This window comes from Erwinia aeris, assembly GCF_041224955.1.
Lineage (GTDB): Bacteria > Pseudomonadota > Gammaproteobacteria > Enterobacterales > Enterobacteriaceae > Erwinia > Erwinia aeris.
On sequence record NZ_JBGFFX010000003.1, the window covers coordinates 346481 to 371904 of the forward strand.

Consider the following 25424-nt stretch of genomic DNA (forward strand, 5'->3'; position numbering starts at 1 on the left):
ATCGTGTATAGGCCTTATCTGTGTCGATTTAATGGTACAGCCAGTATGAACAAGGGAATCCAGGAACGTACGTCCTTAATTTAAATAATTTTTCGATATATATCATGCTCTTGAATGCACCAGTATAACGGCGAGTCCATCAAGGATTCGCCGTTTTTGTTTTCTTTGTCTCGGGAGATGTCATGAAAAATAAGGAAGGCCAACAGTCCCTGCAGGACTCGCTTACGGGTTTGCCGGAATGGGCCTCAGAGCGGGTCATGCAGCAGATACGTCAGCTCACAAACTACGAACCAGCGATCGGTATTATGGGAAAAACCGGGGCGGGGAAATCGTCACTCTGTAATGCGTTGTTTGCCGGTGAAGTATCGCCGGTCAGCGATGTGGCGGCCTGCACCCGTGAACCTTTACGCTTTCGTCTGCTGGTTGGCGACCGCCATATGACGCTGGTGGACCTGCCCGGTGTGGGCGAAAGTGGCGCTCGCGATAACGAATATGCTGCGCTGTATCGCGAACAGCTTCCCCGGCTTGACCTGGTGCTGTGGCTGATTAAGGCCGATGACCGGGCGCTGGCAGTGGATGAACACTTTTATCATCAAGTGATTGGGGAGGCATACCGGCATAAGGTGCTGTTTGTTATCAGCCAGTCGGATAAGGTCGAGCCCACCAGCGGTGGGGGGCCATTGTCCAAAGAGCAGAAGCAGAATATCAGCCGTAAAATCTGTCTGCTGCATGAGCTGTTCCAGCCCGTACATCCAGTGTGTGCCGTGTCGGTCCGTCTTCAGTGGGGACTGCGGGTGATGGCCGAGCGAATGATTAAGTGCCTGCCACGTGAGGCCACCAGCCCGGTGGTGTCGCAACTCCAGCCTTCCTTTCGCACGACGGTAGTCCGGGAACAGGCGCGTAGCGATTTTGGTGAAACCGTCGGTGCTGTACTCGATAGCATCAGTGCCTTTCCCCTGATACCCGCCCCGGTGCGGGCCGTCATTCAGGCCGTGCGCACCACCGTGGTGTCAGTGGCCCGTGCCGTCTGGGATTTCTTCTTCTGAGTATTTAACCCATCCCTGTTATTTCCCTAACCCTGTCGCCGATGCGACGGGGATTTCTTTTATTTGTTTTCCCATTATGAGGAGTCTGCTTATGACCCGTCTGGCTTCGCGCTTTGGCGCAGCAAACCTTATCCGTCGCGACCGCCCGTTAACCCGTGAGGAGCTGTTTCGCGTGGTGCCCAGTGTGTTCAGCGAGGACAAACATGAATCCCGCAGTGAGCGTTATACCTATATACCTACCATCTCCCTGCTCGACAGCCTACAGCGAGAAGGCTTCCAGCCATTCTTTGCCTGTCAGACCCGCGTGCGTGACCCCGGTCGTCGTGAACATACAAAGCATATGCTGCGTCTGCGGCGTGAGGGGCAGATTACCGGTAAACAGGTACCAGAAATTATCCTGCTCAACTCCCACGATGGCACTAGTTCGTATCAGATGTTGCCGGGACTATTTCGTGCGGTTTGTCAGAACGGGCTCGTCTGCGGTGAGTCGTTTGGCGAGGTGCGGGTGCCACACAAGGGGGACGTGGTGAGTCAGGTGATTGAAGGCGCGTATGAGGTGCTGGGGATTTTTGACCGGGTGGAGGAGAAACGGGATGCCATGCAGTCGTTGCTGTTGCCACCCCCGGCACAGCAGGCACTGGCAAAAGCCGCCCTCACATACCGCTTTGGTGAAGACCACCAGCCGGTGACTGAATCGCAGATCCTCTCCCCTCGCCGCTGGCAGGATGAGAGCAATGACCTGTGGACCACGTACCAGCGTATTCAGGAGAACCTGATTAAGGGCGGGCTCAGTGGCCGTAATGCCAAAGGAGGACGGTCACATACCCGTGCCGTTCGCGGTATCGACGGGGACGTGAAACTTAACCGGGCACTGTGGGTGATGGCGGAAGCCCTGCTCACGCAACTGCAGTGACCGTTTAATGTTGCTGCTTTGTTAATATCGGACACCACCTGTCCGCATCGCACCGTGCTGACGGTCCTCACTCACCGAGGGAAGGCCTGTAACCCCCCGCTGCCTCTGGCTTTTGCAGAAATGAAAAATAGTTTCTGTGGTGTCCATACCCTGTCCGACCCCCTCTTTAAAGTAATCACATCATTTTCAGTCAGTTAACTTTCACGGAGAACGTCTCATGACACAGGCAGAACGCCGCCATGACCGGCTGGCTGTCAGGCTGTCACTGATAATCAGCCGTCTGGTGGCAGGGGAAACGCTGAGTGTGCGTAAGCTTGCCGCTGAGTTTGGTGTGTCGGTGCGCACGCTGCGGCGTGATTTTCGTGAGCGGCTGATGTATCTGGACCTGGAGTATCAGTCCGGATATTGCCGCTTACGCACTGCGGGCAGTGAGACGCAGATGGTGCCCGACGTGCTTATCTTTGCCCACCGCAGCGGGATGGCCGGTCTTTTCCCTGGCTTTGACCGTCGTCTGGTAAACGCACTGCTGATGTGCGATGAGTCTCCCTGCGTAATCGCACCCGCCAGTCCGGCTCCTTCGCCATCAGGCGCATTGTCTTTCTGGCGACTGATTCAGGCCATTACCGGGCGCAGGCGGGTGACTCTGATTGCCGAGGGGCAGCGCTGTGAGCGGCTGGCTCCCTGCCGGTTACTTATCCACCAGCAGGCCTGGTATCTGGTGGCAGAGCACGACGGACATATCGCCGTATTCTCCCTGGATGAAATCCATCTGGTTCAGCCCCTGCAGGAGACTTTCCGGCGTAACGACAGTCTGTGTCGTCTTGTTGAAGACCCGGGCTTTATTCAGTCCTTACCCCATTTTCGCTTTATCCAGCAGTCACTGCTTACGTTTGTTCCGGCCAACAGCTCACCAGAATAGCGCAAGCGTTGTTATCAACCCGGCAACAGGGAGGAGCCCTATGCCCGTTATTGCCATTATCGCCATTGTTGTCATCGTCATCATTCTGAACAAAACCGGGGTGTCCGACAGTCTCGCGGCCCTGACCCTTGCCACTGTTGCCGCACTGCTGACGGGAGGTGGCGCAGCCGGTGCTGCCAGTGTCGCGCTGACACCGTTCGTCGGCGTGCCGGTGGGTATTTTCGTGGGCATTTATGTCTTTGCCAAAGTGGTTCGTCTGATTTCAGGAAAAAAATAATGAAACGTAAAACACTGCCTCTGCTGGCGCTGGTTGCCACCACTCTGTTTCTCATCGCATGCGATGACAGAAGTGATGACCTGAAGGCCATCAGTAAATTTAAGGACCTCACCCCACCGCGTTTCAGTGATGTGGTCAGCCACCAGGATGATGTCAGCGAAGAATGGTCACAGGTTGACTACTTATCCGGTCCCACCTTGCAGGTTTTACGTACCCGCCAGTCGCCCGATGGCTGCGAGGATGGCAGTTACTACTACCTCGTGGATATGCAGGAAAAAACCGTCCAGCCACTGATGAATGCGCTGTGTATTGCCGATAACATCAAACTGGAATACCAGGAGGTGACGGACCCGTATACCAAAGAAAAATACTTTGAGTACGCCCATGACGGCAAACTGATGGGGCGACTGCTGATACCCTCAAACCCTGAGAACTAGGAATAAAACAACGACAAAGGAGACAAGAATGACAATACTTTCACTAAGTCGGTTTATGCTGGCGGGTGTACTGCTCGCGAGCTTTAATGCCTCTGCTATCCCGGGGTTCTGGCAGCAGGGTTACGGTCAGGGCAATACGGAATACAGCGTGACCGAAGCCAGCGGAAAGACGTTTACCATCAACTGCACAGGGAACCCGGACCAGAATGGTTTCTATCAGCATTCAGTCTTTCTTACCCTTGCCGATGACAAGATGGTCAGTTCGCACGATGACGACACTACTATCACCGTAGTGATGGATCACCAGCAGTACATTATTCCGTCCAGCCTAGGCTGGCGTAACGGCGATAACGCCTGGTTTGACTTCATCAGCAATATCTCTGAGGCCGGGCAGTTCGACGTCTACGTCAATGACCACAAAGCAGGGACCTTCACTGCGGACCGGAAGAACGCTGAGAAAGTTCTGTCCACTCTCGGAGACTGCAGCAACGACTGATAGTAGTATCTTCCCCAGCAAATCCACCCCGACAGCTAGCAGGCTGCCGGGGTTTTCTTTTATCAGGAGCCCGAAAATGACCCAATCCGTGTTGCTGCCACCGGGGCCTTTCACCCGGAGACAAGCGCAAGCGGTCACTACCACGTACAGCAATATCACACTCGAAGACGACCAGGGCAGTCACTTCCGTCTGGTGGTTCGTGATACTGAAGGCCGGATGGTCTGGCGGGCATGGAACTTTGAGCCGGATGCCGGTGAAGGTCTTAACCGCTATATCCGCACCTCAGGCATCCGTACAGACACGGCCACCCGCTGATCGCGAAGCATTTACCCGCATTCACCTCCCCGAACACACTTTATATCCCCATACGCCAGCCATCGCCGCTGGCGTTTTTATTGACGGAGACATACCCATGACAACACAGACGCAGCACGACCTCGCACCCGCTAACCAACCCGAATTTGAACTGACCGTCACGCCGGTCCCCGATGAACAGCGTATCGATTTCTGGCCACAGTACTTTGGCGCTATCCCGCAGTGGCTACTCCTGGAGCCGCATATCTTCGCCTGGATGGACCGCTTCTGTGAGGGCTACAGCGGTGGTATCTGGTCGTTCTACACCCTCAGCAATGGCGGCGCATTTATGTCCCCCGAGCCTGACAACGATGAGACATGGCGTCTGTTTAACTGCCTGAACGGTAACGATGCCCAAATGAGTGCAGAAGCAGCAGGTATTGCTGTCTGCCTGATTGCGTATAGCCACCATGCCTGCCGTACAGAATGTGACGCGATGACCGCACACTATTACCGCCTGCGGGAGTATGCCATGCAACATCCAGAGGCTCACGCCATTCTGCGTATTATCGACTGACCGAAGGAGCAACAGATGAAACAGCTTTCCTTTTTACCCGGCGAGATGACGCCACAGGACCGGCGTCTCATTCAGCGGGCGCTCAGGGCTCTGGACCGCCACCTGCATGAGCCCGGCGTAGCCTTCACCTCTACCCACGCCGTACGTGAATGGCTGCGACTGCATATGGCCGCGCTTGAGCGGGAAGAGTTCCGGGTGTTGTATCTGGACAACCAGAATCAGTTGATTGCCCATGAAACGCTCTTCACCGGCACGATTAACCGCACCGAGGTGCATCCCCGGGAGGTGGTCAAACGTGCTCTGCACTTCAACGCGGCGGCGGTGATACTCGCGCATAACCATCCTTCCGGCGAGACGACACCTAGCCAGGCCGACAAAACCCTCACGCAGCGACTGGTTCAGGTGCTTCAGCTGGTGGATATCCGCGTCCCTGACCACCTGATTGTCGGTGGCAGGCAAATCTATTCGTTCGCAGAACACGGTCTGTTGTGAGGTATGACATGAAAATTATCAGTAAACGCCGGGCAATGACGATATACCGCCAGCATCCTGAGTCCCGGATCTTTCGCTACTGCAGTGGAAAATATCAGTGGCACGGTAGCGTCTGCCATTACACCGGCAGGGATGTGCCGGATATCACAGGAGTCCTCGCGGTATACGCCGAACGCCGCCAGGACCGTAACGGGCCTTATGCCTGCCTAATGAGTATTACCCTGAACTGACAATAAAAGGAGAGCCGCCATGACCCACATCAACTGGGGCCTGCAGCGGGCTATCACGCCGCGCCTGGGAGCCCGTCTGGTGCAGGAGGGTAACCGACTGCACTATCTGGCTGACAGGGCCAGCATCACCGGCAGGTTCAGTGACACCGAATGCCGGAAGCTGGATGAAACATGCCCGCACTTTATCCGCCAGATGGAGTCGATGCTAACCACCGGTGAACTCAGTCCCCAACACGCCCACTGCGTCACCCTGTACCACAACGGTTTCACCTGCGAAGCCGATACTCTTGGCAGTTGCGGCTACGTATACATCGCCATTTACCCCACTCAGAGTTAATTACCTTCACGAGAGTAAACATGAAAACTTTACCTGCAACAACTCAGCGGGCGGCGAAGCCCTGCCTAGCACCCGTGGCTGTCTGGCAAATGCTACTGACCCGCCTGCTGAAACAGCACTATGGTCTCACCCTCAACGACACACCGTTCAGTGAGGAACGTGTTATACAGGAACATATCGATGCCGGAATCACGCTGGCTGATGCCGTGAATTTTCTGGTGGAAAAATACGAACTGGTGCGTATCGACAGGAAGGGATTTAACTGGCAGGAACAATCCCCTTATCTCCGGGCTGTAGACATTCTGCGAGCACGGCAGGCAACTGGCTTGTTGCGGCAAAGCCGTAAAAATTCGGTACGGTGAATATTACAGGCAGTGCTACTGGCTTTCATCACTATCCGGGGATGCTGGCAGCGAGATGAAGAGGGCAGGGTAGCAATTCCTTACCTGACCCATTACCTGACCCAAATTGCATCCAAAGAAAAAGGAGTTAGACGATTTCTCATCTAACTCCTTGTTTTATCTGGTGGCCCCTGTTGGGTTTGAACCAACGACCAAGCGATTATGAGTCGCCTGCTCTAACCACTGAGCTAAGGGGCCTGTGGCGCGGGATTATAAAGTAACTTGCGGATGCAATCCAGCTATCCACCACTGTTTGTCTGTTTTTTAGGCATCAGGTTAAATGTAGAAATGATTGAATAACAAACTATTATCCTGCCACCTGCCACCTGCCACCTGCCACCTGCCACCTGCCACCTGCCGCCTGCCGCCTGCCGCCTGCCACCTGCCACCTGCCACCTGCCACCTGCCACCTGCCACCTGCCACCTGCCACCTGCCACCTGCCGCCTGCCGCCTGCCGCCTGCCGCCTGCCGCCTGCCGCCTGCCGCCTGCCGCCTGCCGCCTGCCGCCTGCCGCCTGCCGCCTGCCGCCTGCCGCCAGCATCCAGCATCCTGCGCCTGGCCATTCCATTCTCTTCTCTGAATCGGGTTGTTTTTGGTTCAGCAACCTGGCTAATCTGTTCTTTATCCTGTCCGGCAAGCCGTCAACAAAAGCGCGGGCCGTTATGTTCATCCCTTACAGAGACTGACCGTGGCCGATAATCTTTCCTCATCTGAACGCCGTCGGCTAAAAATGGCGGCCTTAATAACCCGGCTGGCGCCAGGCAATGGTTACACCCAATCGGCTTTGGAAGAAGTGCGGCTGCTGCGTTCTGATGTGCCGCTGGAGAGAACGCCGGTGCTGTATGAGCCTTCCATCGTTATCGTCTGCCAGGGACGCAAGCGGGGTTTCCTGGGCGACAACGTTTATATCTACGATGCTCAGCAGTTTCTGGTGGTGGCCGTGCCGTTGCCTTTTATCAGCCAGACAGAGGCCTCAAAGGAAGAACCGATGCTGGCCGTGGCGCTGCGCCTGGATTTACAGGTGCTCGCGGATTTGCTGGTTACGCTGCAACTGCCCTTTGCGGCGGAGGTGGAGCCGGTAAGTATGCTGTCCACGCCGCTTGATGAGCGTCTGGGAGACAGCGTGTTACGCCTGCTTGAAGCGTTGCAGTCGCCGCAGGAGACTCAGGTTCTTGCGCCAGGGCTGCTGCGTGAAATTTACTATCGCGTACTGGTCAGCGAGCAGGGCGCTGCGCTGCGGGCCGCATTAACGAATCAGGGATACTTTGCGCAAATCGCGCGCGCGTTACAGATAATGCAAACCCGCTATCAGCAGCATATGGAAGTAGCCGACCTGGCACGTGAAGTGGGAATGAGCAGCGCGAATTTCCATGCGCGATTTAAGGCCGTCACGCAAAGTTCGCCAATGCAGTATCTCAAGTCTTTGCGCCTGCATCAGGCCAGGCTGTTAATGGTGCGACAGGGATTTTCTGCCGTCGCGGCTTCGGCAGAGACGGGCTATGAAAGCCCGTCGCAGTTCAGCCGGGAGTTTAAGCGCTTTTTTGGCCGAAGCCCGCAGCAGGAGGCGCAGTATATGCAGGAAATATTACGGCTGGCGCCGGCTTGTAGCCTGGCCGGGTCATATCAGTAAGGACTGGCGGTAGGGCGGATCACCAGCTCGCTGACATCCACTTCATCAGGCTGAGCAATAACCCAGGCGATAGCACGGGCGACAGCGTCGGCATCAAGCGCCACGCGCCGAAACGTTTTCATCGCCTCACGAGCGGATGCGTCACTGATCGTCTCCGCCAGTTCAGACGTCACCACGCCAGGGGAAACAACCGTCACCCGTAATTTATCCGTTTCCTGCCGCAGTCCGTCGGAGATCGCCCGTACGGCGAATTTCGTCGCGCAATAAACCGCAGCGGTAGGGGAAACGCTCAAACCGCCAATGGAAGAAATATTGATAATATGGCCGTGCTGCTGCTGTTCCATTACCGGTTGGGCCGCGGCGATGCCGTGCAGGACGCCACGGATATTCACGTCGATCATCTGATTCCACTCATCCACCTTGCGCGCCGACAGGGGCGAAAGCGGCATCACGCCAGCGTTATTAATCATGACGTCCAGCCCGCCAAAATGCTGCTGCGCCGCAGCGACAAAAGCTTCAACTTGTTCCGGGCGGGTAACGTCCAGCGCCATTGAATGCGCTTCGCCGCCTGCCTCGCGGATCTCCTCGACCAGCGCCGTCAGGCGATCCACACGTCGGGCGCCCAGCATGACGCGAGCGCCTTTAGCGGCCAGCAAGCGAGCGGTTGCTTCGCCAATACCGCTGCTGGCACCAGTAATAGCAACGATTTTATTTTTCAGTTCAGACACGGAAACCTCCAATAAGAGAACGGCTGAACGGCATCTCCGTCAGCAGTCATCAGCGTAAGCGGGTTGCCGCGCAGGAAAAATAGCCGTGGCTCTTTAAAGCTTGCCCGATCCTCTGAAACTACGCGTCCGCCGGAATAAAAGGCGGATGGTAAATGGCGGTGCTCCAGTGGCGGCTGCTGGCGTGCTTCTCGGCCAGCCAGCCCTGTTTACGCAGCTGTCGGGCGATCAGTTTATTCATAATGCCGTGCCCGGCCAGCAGCACGTTGCCGCGTGCCGACAGCGCAATCAGCTTTGCGGCTGCCTGCTGCGCCCGCTGTTCCGCCTGCTGATAAGACTCCACCGTTCCGGCATAGCCACCCAGCCACATCAGGCGCAATGCCAACAGCCAGAAGCCCGGAGGAAGATGGGGATAGCCCAGCCGCATCACGGGCAGGGAAACCTCGCTGAACAACGGATCGACGTCAGCCGCTTCCAGCCCCAGCTTCTCCAGCGAGGAGCGTGCGCGGGGCAGCGGGCTGGCTACAATATAGTCCGCCGTGGCGGCAACCTGGCGGCATCTGTCCGGCGGCATATCCTCTACCTGCGACATATCGTACGCCTCGCACCACGCTGCCATAGCCAGCGCGGGCAGACGACCGCCCTGAGGATGATCGGGTTTACCATGGCGCATCAGGATAATAGTCATCGGTTTCCTCAAAGGTAACGTTAAGAACGGCAGCGCGCTGAAAAACCCGGGCCTGCCGATCGTTAACCTGTCATCCGACTGCAATCTGCCAGCGATAGAGTGCAGCCGCTGATGCCAGCGCGAAAAAGCGCAATAATTGTACTTAAGTAAACGCTTTGCATGGTTTTTTGGCAAAAAGCCGCATGCGTAAATTTTAACGTAAATTAACTTTATGATTTAAAACAAATTATATCATCTGTTTTTTTGATGAATGTGAAGAAAGGCTAATTTGTTTCGTCAGGTGGCTTGATTTATCTACGCGCGTAGATACAATGGTGGCGCGTTGAAAATTCACGGTGACGAGGCTTGTTTGTCCAGTGAAGGTCAAATTTACTTTACGTTTTAAACGACTGATACCTTAAATCAGCGGACGCAAAGTAAACAAAACGAAGTCCAACACCAGGGAACCCGTTACTGACCTTTAATCATGGCTCAGCAAAAGCACGTCCTCACTGGCGGATCGCCCACGTAGCAGGTAGCCAGGGAAGGCGATACAGACCTCCTCATATCAGGGAATTTTTCATGTTGACACAAAGCACCCGGCAGGACGCTGTTTCCGCAGCGGATGCGCGTCTGACCACGCCGGAAGGGCGTAAGGATTTCTGGCGGGCGACCTTCTCCTGCTGGCTCGGTACCGCGATGGAATATGCGGACTTCGCGCTTTACGGCCTGGCGGCCGGCATCATTTTCGGCGACGTATTCTTCCCCAACGCTACGCCCACCATGGCGCTGCTGTCGAGCTTTGCCACCTGGTCAGTCGGCTTTATTGCCCGTCCCATCGGCGCACTCTTTTTTGGCTGGCTGGGCGATCGCAAAGGCCGCAAGATAGTGATGGTCACCACCATCATCCTGATGGGCCTCTCTACCACCCTTATTGGTCTTATTCCCGGCTATGCCACTATCGGCTTCTGGGCGCCGGTCTGCCTGGTGATTTTACGCTTTACCCAGGGGTTTGGCGCCGGGGCGGAACTCTCCGGCGGCACGGTGATGCTGGGAGAATATGCGCCAGCCAAAAAGCGTGGTCTGGTCTCCTCGATTATCGCGCTGGGATCGAACAGCGGTACGCTGATCGCTTCGCTGGTCTGGCTGGCCGTGGTGCAGATGGATCAGGCGCAGCTGCAGGCGTGGGGCTGGCGCATTCCCTTTCTGTGCAGCTCGCTGATTGCGCTGCTGGCGCTGTGGATCCGTCGTCACCTGAAAGAAACGCCGGTGTTCGAGCGTAAAAACGCAGAGATGCAGGCGGCACGCGAAGGCAAGCTGGTGATGTATCAGCCCGCCGCCGACCGCAGTTTCTGGCAGCGCAGCCGCTCGTTTCTGGTGATGCTGGGCCTGCGCATCGGCGAAAACGGCCCCTCCTATCTGGCGCAGGGCTTTATGATCGGCTACGTGGTGAAGGTGCTGGCGGTGGATAAATCGGTGGCGACCTCGGCGGTATTTATCGCCTCGCTGCTGGGATTCCTGATTATTCCTTTTGCGGGCTGGCTCTCTGACCGGTTTGGTCGCCGTATTGTCTACCGCTGGTTTTGCCTGCTGCTGATCCTCTACGCTTTTCCGGCTTTTATGCTGCTGGACTCCCGCGAACCGGCTGTCGTGATGGCGGTGATCGTCACGGGCATGGGATTAGCCTCGCTGGGGATTTACGGCGTGCAGGCGGCCTGGGGTGTAGAGCTGTTTGGCGTAAAACACCGCTACACTAAAATGGCGACCGCCAAAGAGCTGGGGTCTATCCTCTCCGGCGGCACGGCACCGCTGGTTGCGGCGGCGCTGCTATCCTGGACCGGCCACTGGTGGGCGATCGCCAGCTATTTTGCCGTGATGGCGGCTATCGGATTTCTGACCACCTTTGTGGCGCCGGAAACCCGGGGTCGCGATCTTAACGCGCCGGAAGATGCCATCTGATATAACGCGGGCGGGTTGCGCCGCCCGTCAGGAAAAAGAGGTGCCACGTTGGCGAGACAAAGTTCTGAGAGGGCGACGCGTGCCGATGTAGCCAGAGAAGCCGGTACCTCCGTTGCGGTGGTCAGCTATGTGATCAATAACGGGCCGAGGCCGGTGGCGGAAGCGACCCGGCTGCGCGTGCTGGAGGCGGTGCGGAAAACCGGCTATCGCCCTAACAGCCTGGCCAGAGCGCTGGCGCTGGGCACGACCAAAACCTACGGGCTGGTGGTGCCGGATATCGGCAACGCGTTTATCGCCTCTTTCGCGCACGCCCTGCAACAGGAAGCGTTGAGCAACGGCATGGTGATGCTGCTGGGCGACGCGGGCAACAGCCGCCAGCGCGAGCTGGAGCTGATCAACAATCTGCTCAGCCAGCAGGTTGACGGCCTGTTTTACAACAGCGTCGATCGTCATCCCTATATCGATATTATCCAGGCCAGCGGTACGCCGCTGGTGATGCTCGATCGCGTCGATCCGGCGCTGAACGTCAATATTCTCCGCGTGGACGAGCGCGAGGCGGCACATCAGGTCACCACGCATTTGCTCAGCCACGGCTACCAGCAGGTTGGCATAATCAGCGGCCCGCCGGAGATGTATAACGCGCAGGATCGTCTGGCAGGCTGGCGACAGGCGCTGGCGGATTTCGGCATCCCGGCACGGCCCGAGTGGATTTTCCCGGCAGCCTACACGCGCGAGGGCGGCTACCTGGCAACAAAGAAAATGCTGCGCGGCGGCGCGCTTCCCCGTGCGCTGTTTGCCTCTAACGAGCTACAGGCTATCGGCTGCGTGCGGGCGCTGGCAGAGCAGCGACTCCGCGTGCCGCAGGATATGGCGCTGGTCTGTTTTAACGGGACGGAGCAGTCGGCTTTTCATGTGCCTTCCCTGACGACGGTACGCCAGCCGGTGGATGCGATGGCGAAAAAAGCGCTGGCGATGCTGGCCGCGCCGCAAAGCGAGGTGCAGCTAAGCGATTTTTCACACCAGCTGCAGATTGGAGAATCCTGCGGCTGTGGCCCTGTTTCCGCTGCGGTGCAGAACTAATGAAAAGAGTAATAATCGACTGCGATCCGGGCAACGGCGTGGTCGGCGCGAACGTGGACGATGGCCTGGCGCTGGCTTTGGCGATCGGCTCGCCCGGCATCTCGCTGGAGATGATCACTATCGTGGCGGGCAATACGCCGAGCCAGACGGGTTTTAACGTGGCAAAGGCGCTGTTAGCCAGGCTTGAGCTGGACGTGCCGGTCTATAAAGGCGCCGACAGGGCGTTAGCGGAGCCACCGCAACCCTGGCGCGAGGCGCTGGATAACCGCGTCTGGCATACGCAGCTGGCGCACTTTTGGCAGAATGTTCGTCCGCCCCGCGCTTATCAGGCGCCGGACGAAGAGGCCGCCGATGCGATGGGACGGCTGATTTGCGCTAATCCCGGCAAAATCACGCTGGTGGCGATTGGGCCGCTGACCAACGTCGCGCTGGCGCTGGAGCGCTATCCGCAAATGGCGGAAGCCGTGCAGGAAATCGCCATTATGGGCGGCGTGTTTGCGCTGGACGACTTTATCAAAGACACCAATTTTGGTCTGGATCCTGAAGCGGCGCGACGGGTGCTGACCTGCGGCGCCTGTATTACGCTGGTGCCGATGGACGTCACTACCCGCACGATGCTGACCCATGCCGATCTGCAACGGATAACCGCGCCTGATACGCCGCTGGCGAGATTCGTTGGTGAAACGCTGCGGCCCTGGCTCGACTATTCCATGCAAACCCGCAGGCTGCCGGGCTGCTGGATCCATGATGCGCTGGTGATGGCATGGCTGATCGATCAGCGCGTCGCCACGGCGGCGGATTATTATGTCGATGTAGAGCTGCGGCCGGGCATGACGCGTGGAAAATCCTGGCGCTATCGTCTGCCGCTACGGGTCGATACGGCCGTGGGCGAGCTGACCGGCGGGCTGGCGCACGTGCTGCAAACGGTGGATAACGCCAGGCTGCTGGCGATGCTGGAGCAGGCGTTGGCAGGGTAGGGGCGTTCAGGCCGCCCCTCTGTGCGCCAGGAAATCGGCCACGGAAACCACGCGGCTCAGTTCTTCCTGGGTGCGGGCATCGTTCTCTATCTCCCAGATATCAAGACTGTTCTGAATGTTTAACCAGAACGCGATACTGGTATCAAAGACGGCGGCAAGCCTGAACGCCATATCGGGCGTCAGCTTACGGTTGTTATTCACCAGCGCGCTAACTGAATTGCGATGTACGTTGAGCATCTCTGCTAAATCATTGATTTTCAGATCTAAAGGCTCCAGGTACTCGTACAGCAAAATATCTCCGACGCTGGTGGGTTTGCGTGTAGCCTGTTTCATTAGTTTCTCCAAATCAACGTTGCGCTAACGGTATGTTTTATAACGATGTGGATCCAGATACAGATCGACCGCTTTGCCATCGAGCCACTTAAATATAAGTCTGTACCGTTCGTTAACCCGCAGCGAAGAGTAGCCTTTTAGCGGCGGCCTCAATTCTTCATATCTGTTGCCCGGCGGCGATCGTAAGTCTTTACAGGTGACGGCCGCATTGATCATATCCAGTTTGCGCGCCAGGGCTGACTGAATATCAGCCGGGATAAGACGGTGCGACTTGTTATACAGGAAAAAATCCTCCAACCATTTGTCCCGAAAACTGTCGATATTTCTCAGCATTTTTGCCACCTCCGTGTGACGCCTGGCCAATACTTTATTGCACAACTGCACTGTGCGCAAGTGCAGGTGTGCCTGACGCAAACGGCGCGCTAGCTTTTTGCCCGCTGCCAGCGTAGCGCGTCAATCAGCAGCAGCAGCAGCAGGCTGACGCCCATCATCGGCAGGCTGACCGCCAGCGTCGCGATGCAGACCAGCAGCAAAAAACGCGCGCTCAGGCCGAGTCGCCGCCAGTGATAGATCAGCGTTTCCGCCGGATGGCAGCCCCGGGCAGCGGCAGGGCGCCGCAGCCACCACAGACGATAGCCGAGCACAATCATTATGCAGAGTCCCAGCCCAAACGCTGCCAGGAGCAGCTGGTTCGGCAGGCCAAACAGTACGCCCATATGTGCATCCACGCCCCAGCGGGTCAGCTTTGCCAGCAGGCCGAATTGCGCAAAGGTCACTTTGTCCATCACGCGAAAGCTGGCCGGATCCACCGCGACGCTGTCCACCTTCGTCGGCCAGCGGCGGTCGATCTCGCTGACGATCCAGGCCTTGTCGGCTTTCGTGGTCGGCCGGATTTCTATTTTCTCTGCCCGGATCCCCGCAGCGCGCGCGGCCTGCACCACGCCGTCAAACTGCGCTGGCGTCATCGCCACGGCGGCCGCTTTCGGCATGGCCATGCCGTGATGCATGGATGGCGTCATATGGTGTTCGGCGTGTTCGTCCATCGGGCTGGGTTTATCGGGCAGCAGCGAGGTATTGACGGCAGGCGTCATCCAGCCGAAATGGGCGCGCAGGGCGGAAATATTATCGCCCGCCCAGCGCGACCAGGTCAGGCCGGTGGCGGAGAAGAACAGCAGACCGAGCAGCAGGATCACGCCCAGCGTGCTGTGCCAGTAGCGCTGACGCAGGATCGGCTGACCGCGTCCTTTGGCGTGCTGCTTTGGTCGACCGGCAGCCCAAAGCAGCACGCCGCCAAGCGCAGCGACCCACAGCCAGCTGGCGGCCAGCTCGCTGTAGTTTCTGCCGAGGTCGCCCAGCAGCAGATTACGATGCAGATAGTCCAGCCAGGTGCGCAGCGGCAGCACGCCGCTGGTGCCGTAAACCGGCAGCATGCCGCGGATCTCCAGCGTGGCGGGATCGACAAAAACGGCCGTGCTTTCAGAAGGGCCGGAAGTCGGTGTGGTGAACATCACGCGCGTGGTCTCGCCCGGCGCAGGCGCGGGACGCACGGCGGCGATCGGCAGATCGGCACCGACAAAATCCTGCGCCACGCGCACCTGGTCGGCGAGTGGCCTGGCCGGTTCCGCGTTATCGGTAAACAGCTGGTGGCTATAGAGCGCATTTTCCAGCTGCGGCGTCAGCACATAGATCGTGCCGGTCAGGGCGGCGATAAAAATAAAAGGCGCGATAAACAGCCCGATATAAAAATGCAGGCGACGCAGCAGCGGCAGCAGCGCGCCGTGAGTGGTGGCGGCGCGCAAAGGCTGCGCCAGGCTTTTTTCTGACATAGGAATTCCATCCGCCTGAATCCAGGCATAAGCAGGTGACTGTCGCAAAAGCGACGCTTTTTTAGCGGGACGGCTTAGCGGCGCGGCGGCGCGCGGGGATGGAAAAAGTGGGGAACGAAGCGGGCGACAACGGGCCTGAACAGCGGCAGCGCGGGCAGTCTGGCAGCCTGCAGCGACGACCAGAGCGGCGGCAGCCGGGTAAGATCGAGCGGCAGATGGGCCAGCAACACGCAGTAACCGCAGGCGCTGTCGTCCATTACAGAAAGGGGAGGTCCGCCTTTGGCGCGACCGTTATCTTCCGCTACTGTGGCGCTCTCGCCAGGCATCGCGGACGCGTCGTCGTGTGCCATCCCGGCGTGGCCGATCATGGCGGCATCGGCCATCATCGCCTCATCCATCGCCATGCCCGGCATCATCATGCTGTGCCACGCAGGCGACGCCACCAGCGATTTAGAAATCACCGGCGCGATAAACAGCAGCATGACGGCAAGCAGGCCAAGCCAGGCGGCAAGGCAACTACGCCGCATTTTAATCAGCGAAAGGTTTGGCATATCCTCAACGGCAACGGCGCCAGCGAATAAACGGTGGCCAGTGTAGCAAATTCACTCACCTCTGTTGTGAAAAGCTTGCTTACAACCTGAATTAAAGGCTGACAACTGCTTCGGCCTTTAGCAACTTCTTACATGCTATAAACAAATAGTTAACATTTGCGCCGCCTTCCCTGGCGGATTTTGCCGTCTGCAAGACAGGAACTTCATATGCTTGACTGGACTTCTACCCAGCGCAACGTGGCCTTCGCCAGTTTTGCCAGCTGGATGCTGGATGCGTTTGACTTTTTTATTCTGGTTTTCGTGCTGAGCGATATCGCGGCGAATTTTCACGTTGGGGTGGCGGAAGTGTCGCTGGCGATCATGCTGACGCTGGCGGTGCGGCCGATCGGCGCGCTGCTGTTTGGCCGTCTGGCAGAAACCTATGGCCGCCGCCCGATCCTGATGAGCAATATCCTGCTTTTCTCGCTGTTTGAGCTGCTCTCCGCCTGGTCGCCTACGCTTACCACCTTCCTGATTTTGCGCGTGATTTACGGCATTGCGATGGGCGGCGTCTGGGGCGTAGCCTCGTCGCTGGCGATGGAAACCATTCCCGATCGCTCCCGAGGGCTGATGTCCGGCATTTTTCAGGCGGGCTATCCGGCAGGCTATCTGCTGGCCTCGATTATTTTTGGGCTTTGCTATGCGTCTGTCGGCTGGCGCGGCATGTTCCTGATTGGCGCGATGCCGGTGCTGCTGCTGCCGTTTATCTGGTTTAAGGTGCCGGAATCGCCGGTCTGGCTGGCCGCCAGAGCGCAGAAAGAGAGCGTGGCGCTGCTGCCGGTGGTGCGTAAGCACTGGAAGCTGTGCCTCTATCTGGTCGGGCTGATGGCCTGCTTTAACTTTTTCAGCCACGGCACGCAGGATCTCTATCCAACCTTCCTGAAGGTGCAGCACGGCTTCGACCCGCATACCGTCAGCCTGATCGCCATTGCCTACAATATTGCCGCGATGATGGGCGGCGTCTTTTTCGGCTCGCTGTCGGAGAAAATCGGCCGCAAGAAGGCGATCATTATCGCCGCGCTGCTGGCGCTGCCGGTGTTGCCGCTGTGGGCTTTTTCCAGCGGATCGTTCACCATCGGGCTGGGCGCGTTTCTGATGCAGTTTATGGTACAGGGCGCGTGGGGCGTGGTGCCGACCTGGCTGACTGAACTGGTGCCGGCCAATACGCGAGCGATACTGCCGGGCTTCGTTTACCAGCTGGGGAATCTGATAGCGTCGGTCAATGCCACGCTCCAGTCCGGCATTGCCGAAGCGCACGGCAATAATTACGGCCTGGCGATGGCGATAGTGGCCGGAACGGTGGCGGTATTGATTGCGGTTATCGTCGCCTTTGGCAGGGAAACGCAGGGCAAAGTCATCACCCGCCAGGAAAACTAAAACGGCTTCAGCCCGGCGGCTGGCAGACGTCTACCCAGGTGGCGTCGGTCAGCTCCGCCAGCAGCTGGGGAGAAATACGCACCGCGCTGTAGATGGAGCCTGCCGCGGGCAGCACTTCGTCATACTGCCGCAGCGACACATCGCACAGCACCTGCAGCGGCGTTTCCAGGCCGAAAGGGCAGACGCCGCCGACGGGATGGCCCGTCCAGCTCACCACCTCATCGGTGCTGAGCATCCGCGCCTTCGCGCCCAGCACCGCTTTCAGCTTGCGGTTATCCAGTCTTAAATCACCACAGGTCACGATCAATATCACCCTGTCTTTTACCTTCAGCGACAGCGTTTTGGCTATCTGCCCCGGCTTGACGTAGTGGGCACGCGCCGCCTGCGCCACCGTGGCGGTACTCTCCGCCAGCTCAATAATGCCGATATCGGGCGCGCGCTCGGCAAAGAACTGCCGTACAGACTCCAGGCTCATGCTCCAGCTCCTTAACGTTCGGGGCGATAAAGCTGCCACAGAGCGGCCCGGCTGTAAACGGGCAGGAAAAAATTGAGACCTTTCGGGGCGGGAAGGGCGGTCAGACGGGCTTGAGCGTGCAGTTGCCGCAGCGCTCTACGTCAGGCAAACGATAGCGCTGGCAGCAGGTGCGGCGCTGCATCTCGCCGTCTCGCGGCAGCATGGTGCGGTAAAAAGGATTGTCGGCGCCATCGGCGAGCGAGCGCGAGAAGAAAAATGCGTGCTCCAGCTCGGCGCGCAGGCTCTCGCCCAGCAATGGCGCCAGCTCGCCCAGGAACCAGTGCACCGCGAAGCCGGTATTGCTCCAGATCAGCTTGCCGTTGATATCGCCGTGCCGTTCAATTCCGTTTACGATCGGGATCAGGCAGCGCTGGATCAGGCGATCCATCCGACGACGCGGGCTGAGGTAGCGCGCCTCGTCATCTTCCTGCACGTCGATCCAGAAGGCGGCGGGGCGGCCGGTTTCATGAAACTCAACGTGAATATGTTCCGGCGAGCAGTCCAGCGCGCGGTTTTCCAGCAGCAGCGCCATCATCAGCGGCGGCAGGAGCAGACCCAGATACCACTGCGCCCAGAGCGATTGCAGCGGTTTGTTTTCCCTTTCCTGGTCGCCGTGAGCGCGATAAATAAAATCGCCGTAGCGCGCGTTGAGCCGGGCGAACGCCTCCGGCTGCGACCACTGCTCCAACGTCAAACAGCCGGCAGGCGCCGCTTCGTTCAGCCTGATTGTCTCCAGAAAGTAAGCGCGATGCTCGCTGAACAGCGCACGTAGCGAGCCGGCCAGCGGGCGATGGCTCTGGAGAAAGATAAGCGGAGAAACCGCTGAATCTGGGGCCTGACGACGAAGTGTGCTCATGGGTTACCCGGCATCAATCTAAGTGGGAAAACAAATGATAATCGTTCTTGATTGTATCTGAGGCCTGGCGGACAAACAAGCGCCATTTTTTCCGTCGCCCGGACGCCAAAAAGCACGGTATTTTCTGAATAAAGTAATTTGCATTAATGTCGCAGGCGGGAAAAAATCGTGCAGTAACGATTCCGCAAGTTTTGTCCGGCCATTAATTTGATTTTAGGCTGGCCGGATACAGAAAATAATTACTCAGTATATGAATAATAAAAACTCGTAGCGGAATTTACCTTAAAGACGCATAAAGGAATTCTGAAAAAAAACGTTTCCGGCAGGTTGGCTCTTTTTAATGAATATAAATCAAATAAGACTGGTGCAGGGGAGGGGATATTAAGGCAAATTTATTTCACCGACCCGAATTGTTCAGGCCGGTGAAAGCATTAAAGCGTGTTAGCAGGTTTGTTCAGATCGTGTTGACTAAGCGCTTCCCAGGAAAGAATAGTATTCCGTCCCCGATTTTTCGCCAGATAGAGCGCGCGATCGGCATTGGCGACCGCGCTGTCAAAATCCTCATCGATTATTGGGGCAAAGCCCGCGCTGAGGGTAACGTGTGTGGCGACGCGCTCGTTAAACAGATGCGGGATCTCCAGCTCGTGCACGTACTGACGAATACGCTCCGACAGCTTCATCGCGATGGCGTCGTTAACGTTGGTCAGCAGCACCAGGAACTCCTCGCCGCCGTAGCGCGCCACGATATCGCGGGAACGCACGGCGTCGCGGATGGCGATTGAAACGCGTGCCAGCGCCTGGTCGCCCATCGCGTGCCCATAGTTATCGTTGTAGGCTTTAAAATGATCGATATCCAGCAGCAGAACAAAATGGTTACCTGCATGATTATCAAATATATTTTTCAGCCGGTTCATCAAGCCCCGCCGGTTATACAGGCCGGTTAACGGGTCGAGCATGCTCAGATCGCTCCAGGCTTCTTTCTCTTCGTAGAGCTGGCTGACCAGGCGTCGGGTAAAGCGATCCCGCCGTCTTTGCAGGATATGGTTCAGCGTAAAGCCCACCAGCGGCAGCAGGATAGTGAAGGCGATAATCGCCGTATTCTGGCCGCGATCCAGCACGACCACCGCCGCCGAAGGCGGCGCGGTATGCAGACAAAATGCCAGCAGATTATCGTTCAACGCAATGGCCGCGATAAAAAAGGCGCAGAACAGGCTGAGCAGCAAAAAACTGTTATCAAAATAGAAAATTAATTCAAATGTCAGGACAATTTGCCAGGCCCAGAGCAGACCGGTGGTTACCGCCGCGATATTTAATAGCGGAAATTTCCCTCTGGGACGCAAAAATGTCCATAACAATAACAGCCCGCTGAGCAAAGCAATAATCAGCGTGGGCGCGCCGGTTTTTTCTTTTCTGCTGTAAATATAAAATAAAGACGCTGCTGTGTTTAAAAAGAGAAATAGCATCAGCGAAAACCGATATTTGCTGTGAAGCAATTCATTATAGCTTTGTAATTTCATTCTTTTCTACTCATGACTGCCTGAATAGCGCACGGCCTGGCCTGAAAAAAGGACCATGCCGGGAAGAGTCTGCTGTTGTTATTATATGGATTTAATAATAGTAAGGCGCCGACAATTTAACACTTAATAACTCTGGTGTCATCATCGGGCGTAAAGACACGTCAAGAAATCTTGCTGCAAAATGATAGGAGTTCTTATATGCTATTGGGAATCATTATCATTAGTGGCGCGAGCAAAGCGATGCAGACCGCCGTAAAAGCCGCTTGCGGCACAGGGGGAACAGGCTGGATGGCAGGAAACAAACTGGAAAGTGCCTGGGGAGCGCTGCTTCCTTGCGCGATTATGCCGCTGATTACGTTACTGAATCTCTCTTTCAACCAGTGGCGGCTGGTAATGGTGGCCGCGCTACTGGCGACGGTAGTCATGCTTTATCACAAACGGCTGCGCCACTATCTGCTGCTGCCTTCTTGCCTGGCGCTGGCGGGCGGGATGATAGCGATCTCGGTTAATTTCGGCGCGCTGATAAAATAGCGGCCTGCGATAAAGCCAGCGGTGGAATGACGGTGGGAACGATGGTATCAGGCATACGCCTGCTGGCGCGGCTAGCCAGCTCGACGGGGAACCTGGCGGCGGGAGCATAGCAATCCGCTGCGGCAAAGCGTTATGCAGCGGCGAGGCGATCTCGTGAACGATAAAGCGTTATGCCGCAGTCTGGCGATGCCGTAGACGACAAATCCCATGCAGTGACCTGGCGATCCCCTGGAAGATCAAGCCGTGCAGCAGCATGGCGATGTTATAGACGGCAAATTACCGCATAGTCAGCGCGTACGGAAGCATAACGGCAAAGCAGGTATCGGCATCAGAAGCAAAAACAGATATTGAAAGCAGAGAAGGTAAAAACAGAAAAGGGGTAATGCGAGAGGATAAAAGCGCAGAAAAGAGCGTTCAACGTGGTGCGAAGAGAGGGACTTGAACCCTCACGTCCGTAAGAACACTAACACCTGAAGCTAGCGCGTCTACCAATTCCGCCACCTTCGCATCGTGTTGAACTTTTACTCATATCACCGCATTGGTGCGAAGAGAGGGACTTGAACCCTCACGTCCGTAAGAACACTAACACCTGAAGCTAGCGCGTCTACCAATTCCGCCACCTTCGCGCAGATGCTGCGTAATATGAATAACGTGGTTTTTGGTGCGAAGAGAGGGACTTGAACCCTCACGTCCGTAAGGACACTAACACCTGAAGCTAGCGCGTCTACCAATTCCGCCACCTTCGCGTACCGTCAACATAACAACGTTATATTGCAACCACGGAGGCGCATTCTAGAGATTTTCCCCGACACGTCAACAGTTATTTAACGCGGCTGCGGCGATCGCTGCAAAAAGCGTCATCGGGTTGCGGCGGGCAGCGCAATCAGTGCGCAAAAAGCGGTATCTGGCTGGTGAGCATTGCAACCAGTGCGCAAAAAGCGGCATCTGGCAGAGAGGAAGACGGCAGGGAGCGAGCAAAAAGCGGCATCTGGCAGAGAGGAAGATGGCAGGCAGCGCGCAAAAAGGAGAAAGGGCCGCGTCCCGCACCGAAAAAGGTGCGGGACGGAGTGGATTAGCGCTTCGCTTTGGCCGCGCGTGACCAGACGGCGCGATAGACTTTAAAGCGGCCCGTCTGCGCCAGCACTTCGTGGCTGCCGAAGGTTTCATCCAGCACCTGCGCATAAGGCAGGAAGGCGTTGGCGACAATACGCAGCTCGCCGCCCATATTCAGATGCTTCGCTGCGCCACGGATCAGCGTCTGAGCCGCATCCAGGCTGGTCTGCATGCCGTCATGGAACGGTGGATTGGAAATAATCAGATCGAAACGCCCCTGCACGTCGGAATAGACGTTGCTGGCAAAGACCTCGCCTTCCAGCTCGTTGGCGGCCAGCGTGGCTTTGCTCGCTTCTACCGCTGCGGCGTTAACGTCGGTCAGCGTCAGGCGAACCTTCGGCGAGAAGCGCGCCAGCATAGCGGAAAGCACGCCCGCGCCACAGCCGATATCCAGCACTTTGCCTTTCATATGCGGCGTCAGCGTGGACAGCAGCAGGTTGCTGCCCGCATCCAGGCCGTCGCGGCTGAACACGCCCGGCAGCGTTTTGATGGTCAGATCGCCCAGCTCGTAATCGTTCCAGTACGCCTTAGCGTCAAATTCTGGCTGCGCATCCAGCCGCCCGTGATAAAGTCCGCAGCGGCGCGCGCTGTCGATCTTGTTCAGGGTGGCCCAGCCTTCCACGATATCCGTGGCGCTGCGCACGCCGCTGCGGTTTTCGCCGACGATAAACAGCTCGCTGCCGACCGGCAGTAAAGCGAGCAGGTTTTCCAGCTGGAACAGCGCTTCCGGCTTGTTTTTTGGCCAGAAGTAGACCAGCGTGTCGCAGTCGGCGACCATTTCCGGCGTCGCCACCAGACCATAAAAGGCATTTTCACCCATCATGCGGCTGAGGATCTGCCAGTGATGATATTGCTGGGTATGTACCCGGCTCAGCGCGGTATCCAGTTGGGCGGGCAGGTCATCCTGCAGATCGCCAGCAAACAGCACGCGGCGTTGAGTAAATTCATCACTGTGGCGCAGTATCACTTCACTGGCCGGGGTAAATGCGGACATCGGTGGCTCCTTACAAATCAGAGCGGCGATTATAGTGGTTTGTTGGCGCAGATTCGATGGGTTTGCTAGCATAGCGTCGCAATTGGGCGACCAGACGGGAAAAATGATGTCTTCCAGACGTGACTGGTTATTACAGCAGATGGGTATTACGCAGTATACGCTGCGGCGTCCGCGCGCCCTGCACGGCGAAGTCTCTATTTCGCTGCCGGAACAGATCCGGCTGATCATCGTGGCGGAAACGCCGCCGCCGTTAACCGAACCGCTGATCCGCGACGTGCTGGCCGCGCTGCTGATGCGCGAGCATGAGGTGATGGCGCTGACGCCGGAGCAGCTGGCTATGCTGCCTGACGACACGCGCTGCCCCAGCTGGTGCCTGGGCCTGGCCGAGCCGGTCGCGATCGACGGCGCTCAACTCGCTTCGCCCGTACTGGCGGAGCTTTACCATAATGCCGACGCCAAACGCGCGCTCTGGCAGCAGATCACCCACTATGAATCCGATTTCTTTACTGACGCCGCAAGATCTTGACCGCGCTTTCGCCATTGAGCAGCGCAGCCACGCTTTTCCCTGGAGTGAAAAAACCTTTGCCAGCAACCAGGGCGAACGCTATCTGAATTACCGGCTGGATGTCGGCACGGAAATGGCGGCCTTCGCTATTACGCAAATCGTGCTGGATGAGGCCACGCTGTTCAACCTCGCGGTCGATCCGGCTTTCCAGCGTCGCGGCCTTGGCCGGACGCTGCTGCAACATCTGATCGGCGAACTGGAACAGCGCGGCGTGCTGACGCTGTGGCTGGAAGTTCGCGCCTCGAATCGGGCTGCCATCGCGCTTTATCAGCAGCTCGATTTCAATGAGGTATCGGTACGCCGCAACTATTACCCCACCGCCGAGGGGAAAGAAGATGCCATTATCATGGCGCTAACTATTTAAGGGTAACGAATGCTTAAAGAGTGGGACTGGATATTGTTTGACGCTGACGACACGCTGTTTCACTTTGATGCGTACGCCGGATTGCAGCGTCTGTTTCAGCAGTATGACGTGGTGTTCTCACCGGATGATTATCAGCAATACCAGTCGGTTAACAAGCCGCTGTGGGTGGAGTATCAGAACGGCGCTATCACTGCGCTTCAGCTACAGCACCAGCGTTTCCAGGGCTGGGCCGACAGGCTGAACGTCACGCCGCTCGATCTCAACAACGGTTTTCTGAGCGCGATGGCCGAGCTTTGCCTGCCGCTGACCGGCGCGGTGAATTTGCTCAACCGCCTGAAGGGGAAAGTAAAGATGGGCATCATCACCAACGGCTTTACCGCCCTGCAACAAACCCGCCTGGAGCGCACCGGATTTCTGGACTATTTCGACCTGCTGGTGATCTCCGAACAGGTCGGCCACGCCAAGCCGCATCCGGCTATCTTCAATCACGCGCTGGAAAAGATGGGCAATCCTTCGCGCGAGCAGGTGATGATGGTAGGCGACAACCCCGATTCCGACATTCTGGGCGGAATGCGCGCCGGGCTGGCGACCTGCTGGCTGAACGCCGATAACCGCCCTTTGCCCGACGGCATAGCGCCCACCTGGCAGGTCGCCACGCTACAGGAACTCGAAGAGATTCTGATTGCTTAAGTTTGCCCTGTGCGCAGTAAAAACCTCTCAATTTTTCTTTAGTCAGCGTAAGTAACTGGGTGGGACGGAAATAATCGTCTCATCCGATACTTTATCTTTTTTATTTTCTCCCCGAAATTACCTTCCTCCCCTGTATTAAAGTTCAGTGCCAGTGCGGACTGTGTCTATATAATATTTGGTTATTTAAATCCTGTTTTTTAGTAGCTAAATGCAATTGGAAGATGAAGAAAACATCATCAAAGAGGGGCGCTTTCGGGAAAATGTGCGCCAGAACGGTCAAATTTTGTTTATTTTTTTTACATTAGCAAGGCTAAAGCTTTGCCGGGGCGGGGCGTAACGTTGAATAATTGGAAAGACTCTGTAAACTTGCCGAAAAAAGGGGGTATTAATCCCTGGGTTTTATACGGGCAGCCTGCTTCAGCACTGGCCCGTGCGGTAGCTATGGTGGCGCAGAATAATGGACTAATCCATTCATTTATCTGACGTTATTGCCTTTTTTGTCCGCATAATTGCTGCGGATAATCAATAAAGTAAATCTGAAAAAACGGTTATCTGAACGGTTAATTTCCAGCCGGATTGAGCGCGGCAGGCCGCAAAAAATTGCTGAATGTCCAGCTTTAAATGGTGCTATAACACGGCCAGCGCCTGTTTTAATCGTCGGCTTGCTTAATAATTAATCCGCTAACCAGACGTTG

The 25424-nt window shown here is 56.9% G+C and carries 31 protein-coding genes and 4 tRNA genes; 21 read left to right on the forward strand and 14 right to left on the reverse strand.

The features are described 5' to 3' along the window. The first annotated feature begins 182 nt into the window (after nt 1-182). The 12 genes from AB6T85_RS07855 to AB6T85_RS07910 all read left to right on the forward strand — a co-directional run bounded on the left by AB6T85_RS07855 (nt 183) and on the right by AB6T85_RS07910 (nt 6381). The gene (locus AB6T85_RS07855; protein ID WP_006812015.1) at nt 183-1046 is read left to right on the forward strand and encodes a GTPase family protein; all 864 of its coding nucleotides are present in this window, start codon (nt 183-185) and stop codon (nt 1044-1046) included. 91 nt (nt 1047-1137) lie between these two features. Then, entirely contained in the window at nt 1138-1959 is an 822-nt protein-coding gene (locus tag AB6T85_RS07860) for a DUF932 domain-containing protein (protein WP_000197389.1), read from the forward strand. 217 nt (nt 1960-2176) lie between these two features. Beyond that, nucleotides 2177-2878, forward strand: a complete 702-nt coding sequence (locus AB6T85_RS07865; RefSeq protein WP_006812588.1) for a DeoR family transcriptional regulator — start codon at nt 2177-2179, stop codon at nt 2876-2878. A gap of 40 nt (nt 2879-2918) precedes the next feature. Beyond that, nucleotides 2919-3155: a protein YpjK gene (ypjK, locus tag AB6T85_RS07870; protein WP_001144031.1), complete on the forward strand. Its 237-nt coding sequence runs from the start codon at nt 2919-2921 to the stop codon at nt 3153-3155. After that, entirely contained in the window at nt 3155-3592 is a 438-nt protein-coding gene (locus tag AB6T85_RS07875; protein WP_016154551.1) for a YfjS/YafY family lipoprotein, read from the forward strand. Before ypjK ends, AB6T85_RS07875 begins: the two co-directional genes overlap by 1 nt. Nucleotides 3593-3620: 28 nt before the next feature. Next, nucleotides 3621-4088, forward strand: a complete 468-nt coding sequence (locus AB6T85_RS07880; RefSeq protein WP_001547765.1) for a YfjT/YkfB family phage-associated protein — start codon at nt 3621-3623, stop codon at nt 4086-4088. Nucleotides 4089-4164: 76 nt separating this feature from the next. After that, entirely contained in the window at nt 4165-4404 is a 240-nt protein-coding gene (locus AB6T85_RS07885) for a DUF905 domain-containing protein (RefSeq protein ID WP_000194654.1), read from the forward strand. 97 nt (nt 4405-4501) lie between these two features. Next, nucleotides 4502-4960, forward strand: coding sequence for an antirestriction protein (locus AB6T85_RS07890; protein ID WP_000211838.1), 459 nt, complete (start codon nt 4502-4504; stop codon nt 4958-4960). A gap of 15 nt (nt 4961-4975) precedes the next feature. Further along, the gene (locus tag AB6T85_RS07895) at nt 4976-5452 is read left to right on the forward strand and encodes a JAB domain-containing protein (RefSeq protein WP_000811693.1); all 477 of its coding nucleotides are present in this window, start codon (nt 4976-4978) and stop codon (nt 5450-5452) included. Nucleotides 5453-5460: 8 nt separating this feature from the next. Beyond that, nucleotides 5461-5682 (forward strand): DUF987 domain-containing protein, encoded by a 222-nt coding sequence (locus tag AB6T85_RS07900; protein ID WP_001548171.1) that lies wholly within the window; start codon nt 5461-5463, stop codon nt 5680-5682. A gap of 19 nt (nt 5683-5701) precedes the next feature. Further along, entirely contained in the window at nt 5702-6019 is a 318-nt protein-coding gene (locus tag AB6T85_RS07905) for a type IV toxin-antitoxin system YeeU family antitoxin (protein WP_006812013.1), read from the forward strand. 20 nt (nt 6020-6039) lie between these two features. Next, on the forward strand, nt 6040-6381 hold the full coding sequence (locus tag AB6T85_RS07910; protein WP_006812012.1) for a TA system toxin CbtA family protein: 342 nt from the start codon (nt 6040-6042) through the stop codon (nt 6379-6381). Between the two features lie 161 nt (nt 6382-6542). Here AB6T85_RS07910 and AB6T85_RS07915 read toward each other — a convergent pair. Continuing rightward, a tRNA-Ile gene (locus AB6T85_RS07915) sits at nt 6543-6618 on the reverse strand. A gap of 533 nt (nt 6619-7151) precedes the next feature. Here AB6T85_RS07915 and AB6T85_RS07920 point away from each other — a divergent pair. Further along, nucleotides 7152-8051 carry an AraC family transcriptional regulator gene (locus AB6T85_RS07920; protein WP_301253145.1) on the forward strand — a complete coding sequence of 300 codons (900 nt, stop codon included), beginning with the start codon at nt 7152-7154 and terminating at the stop codon, nt 8049-8051. Here the strand turns inward: AB6T85_RS07920 and AB6T85_RS07925 are convergent. After that, nucleotides 8045-8779: an SDR family oxidoreductase gene (locus AB6T85_RS07925; protein ID WP_301253077.1), complete on the reverse strand. Its 735-nt coding sequence runs from the start codon at nt 8777-8779 to the stop codon at nt 8045-8047. The two genes, AB6T85_RS07920 and AB6T85_RS07925, sit on opposite strands and share 7 nt — an antisense overlap. Nucleotides 8780-8897: 118 nt before the next feature. After that, the gene (locus tag AB6T85_RS07930; RefSeq protein WP_253455565.1) at nt 8898-9464 is read right to left on the reverse strand and encodes a histidine phosphatase family protein; all 567 of its coding nucleotides are present in this window, start codon (nt 9462-9464) and stop codon (nt 8898-8900) included. A 561-nt stretch (nt 9465-10025) separates the two neighbouring features. Here AB6T85_RS07930 and AB6T85_RS07935 point away from each other — a divergent pair. From AB6T85_RS07935 to AB6T85_RS07945, 3 genes are read left to right on the forward strand one after another with little or no spacing between them, the layout of a single operon-like run. Next, entirely contained in the window at nt 10026-11402 is a 1377-nt protein-coding gene (locus tag AB6T85_RS07935) for an MFS transporter (protein WP_253455562.1), read from the forward strand. A 48-nt stretch (nt 11403-11450) separates the two neighbouring features. Then, nucleotides 11451-12482 carry a LacI family DNA-binding transcriptional regulator gene (locus tag AB6T85_RS07940; protein WP_301253074.1) on the forward strand — a complete coding sequence of 344 codons (1032 nt, stop codon included), beginning with the start codon at nt 11451-11453 and terminating at the stop codon, nt 12480-12482. After that, the gene (locus AB6T85_RS07945; RefSeq protein WP_369895218.1) at nt 12482-13459 is read left to right on the forward strand and encodes a nucleoside hydrolase; all 978 of its coding nucleotides are present in this window, start codon (nt 12482-12484) and stop codon (nt 13457-13459) included. Before AB6T85_RS07940 ends, AB6T85_RS07945 begins: the two co-directional genes overlap by 1 nt. A gap of 6 nt (nt 13460-13465) precedes the next feature. Here the strand turns inward: AB6T85_RS07945 and AB6T85_RS07950 are convergent, their stop codons facing one another. The 4 genes from AB6T85_RS07950 to AB6T85_RS07965 form a co-directional block, all read right to left on the reverse strand. Further along, nucleotides 13466-13792: a HigA family addiction module antitoxin gene (locus tag AB6T85_RS07950; RefSeq protein ID WP_253455553.1), complete on the reverse strand. Its 327-nt coding sequence runs from the start codon at nt 13790-13792 to the stop codon at nt 13466-13468. A gap of 24 nt (nt 13793-13816) precedes the next feature. After that, entirely contained in the window at nt 13817-14125 is a 309-nt protein-coding gene (locus tag AB6T85_RS07955; RefSeq protein WP_253455550.1) for a type II toxin-antitoxin system RelE/ParE family toxin, read from the reverse strand. 89 nt (nt 14126-14214) lie between these two features. Beyond that, nucleotides 14215-15618, reverse strand: coding sequence for a PepSY-associated TM helix domain-containing protein (locus tag AB6T85_RS07960; RefSeq protein WP_369895220.1), 1404 nt, complete (start codon nt 15616-15618; stop codon nt 14215-14217). A gap of 74 nt (nt 15619-15692) precedes the next feature. Beyond that, nucleotides 15693-16169 carry a DUF2946 domain-containing protein gene (locus AB6T85_RS07965; RefSeq protein WP_253455544.1) on the reverse strand — a complete coding sequence of 159 codons (477 nt, stop codon included), beginning with the start codon at nt 16167-16169 and terminating at the stop codon, nt 15693-15695. A 207-nt stretch (nt 16170-16376) separates the two neighbouring features. Here AB6T85_RS07965 and AB6T85_RS07970 point away from each other — a divergent pair, with 207 nt between their 5' ends. Beyond that, nucleotides 16377-17585, forward strand: coding sequence for an MFS transporter (locus AB6T85_RS07970; RefSeq protein WP_253455542.1), 1209 nt, complete (start codon nt 16377-16379; stop codon nt 17583-17585). Between the two features lie 7 nt (nt 17586-17592). On the opposite strand, the gene AB6T85_RS07975 is transcribed toward AB6T85_RS07970, so the two are convergent. From AB6T85_RS07975 to AB6T85_RS07985, 3 genes are all read right to left on the reverse strand, one after another. Next, nucleotides 17593-18060, reverse strand: a complete 468-nt coding sequence (locus AB6T85_RS07975) for a YbaK/EbsC family protein (protein ID WP_253455539.1) — start codon at nt 18058-18060, stop codon at nt 17593-17595. Between the two features lie 100 nt (nt 18061-18160). Next, the gene (fhuF, locus tag AB6T85_RS07980; protein ID WP_253455536.1) at nt 18161-18955 is read right to left on the reverse strand and encodes a siderophore-iron reductase FhuF; all 795 of its coding nucleotides are present in this window, start codon (nt 18953-18955) and stop codon (nt 18161-18163) included. Nucleotides 18956-19386: 431 nt separating this feature from the next. After that, nucleotides 19387-20472, reverse strand: coding sequence for a GGDEF domain-containing protein (locus tag AB6T85_RS07985; protein WP_301253066.1), 1086 nt, complete (start codon nt 20470-20472; stop codon nt 19387-19389). A gap of 240 nt (nt 20473-20712) precedes the next feature. Here AB6T85_RS07985 and AB6T85_RS07990 point away from each other — a divergent pair, with 240 nt between their 5' ends. Beyond that, on the forward strand, nt 20713-21003 hold the full coding sequence (locus AB6T85_RS07990; RefSeq protein WP_253461132.1) for a DUF1435 domain-containing protein: 291 nt from the start codon (nt 20713-20715) through the stop codon (nt 21001-21003). A gap of 420 nt (nt 21004-21423) precedes the next feature. Here the strand turns inward: AB6T85_RS07990 and AB6T85_RS07995 are convergent. The 4 genes from AB6T85_RS07995 to rsmC all read right to left on the reverse strand — a co-directional run bounded on the left by AB6T85_RS07995 (nt 21424) and on the right by rsmC (nt 23110). Continuing rightward, nucleotides 21424-21510, reverse strand: a tRNA-Leu gene (locus tag AB6T85_RS07995). Nucleotides 21511-21542: 32 nt separating this feature from the next. Beyond that, nucleotides 21543-21629: transfer RNA gene (locus AB6T85_RS08000), tRNA-Leu, on the reverse strand. Nucleotides 21630-21662: 33 nt separating this feature from the next. Beyond that, nucleotides 21663-21749: transfer RNA gene (locus AB6T85_RS08005), tRNA-Leu, on the reverse strand. 326 nt (nt 21750-22075) lie between these two features. Then, nucleotides 22076-23110, reverse strand: coding sequence for a 16S rRNA (guanine(1207)-N(2))-methyltransferase RsmC (gene rsmC / locus AB6T85_RS08010; RefSeq protein WP_301253432.1), 1035 nt, complete (start codon nt 23108-23110; stop codon nt 22076-22078). A gap of 106 nt (nt 23111-23216) precedes the next feature. Here rsmC and AB6T85_RS08015 point away from each other — a divergent pair, with 106 nt between their 5' ends. The 3 genes from AB6T85_RS08015 to yjjG are packed head-to-tail and all read left to right on the forward strand — an operon-like array spanning nt 23217 to nt 24729. Beyond that, on the forward strand, nt 23217-23636 hold the full coding sequence (locus AB6T85_RS08015; RefSeq protein ID WP_369895222.1) for a DNA polymerase III subunit psi: 420 nt from the start codon (nt 23217-23219) through the stop codon (nt 23634-23636). Next, nucleotides 23599-24039: a ribosomal protein S18-alanine N-acetyltransferase gene (gene rimI / locus AB6T85_RS08020; RefSeq protein WP_253455529.1), complete on the forward strand. Its 441-nt coding sequence runs from the start codon at nt 23599-23601 to the stop codon at nt 24037-24039. The genes AB6T85_RS08015 and rimI overlap by 38 nt, the downstream gene beginning before the upstream one ends. Before the next feature lie 9 nt (nt 24040-24048). Continuing rightward, the gene (gene yjjG, locus AB6T85_RS08025) at nt 24049-24729 is read left to right on the forward strand and encodes a pyrimidine 5'-nucleotidase (protein ID WP_369895224.1); all 681 of its coding nucleotides are present in this window, start codon (nt 24049-24051) and stop codon (nt 24727-24729) included. Nucleotides 24730-25424: the final 695 nt, after the last annotated feature.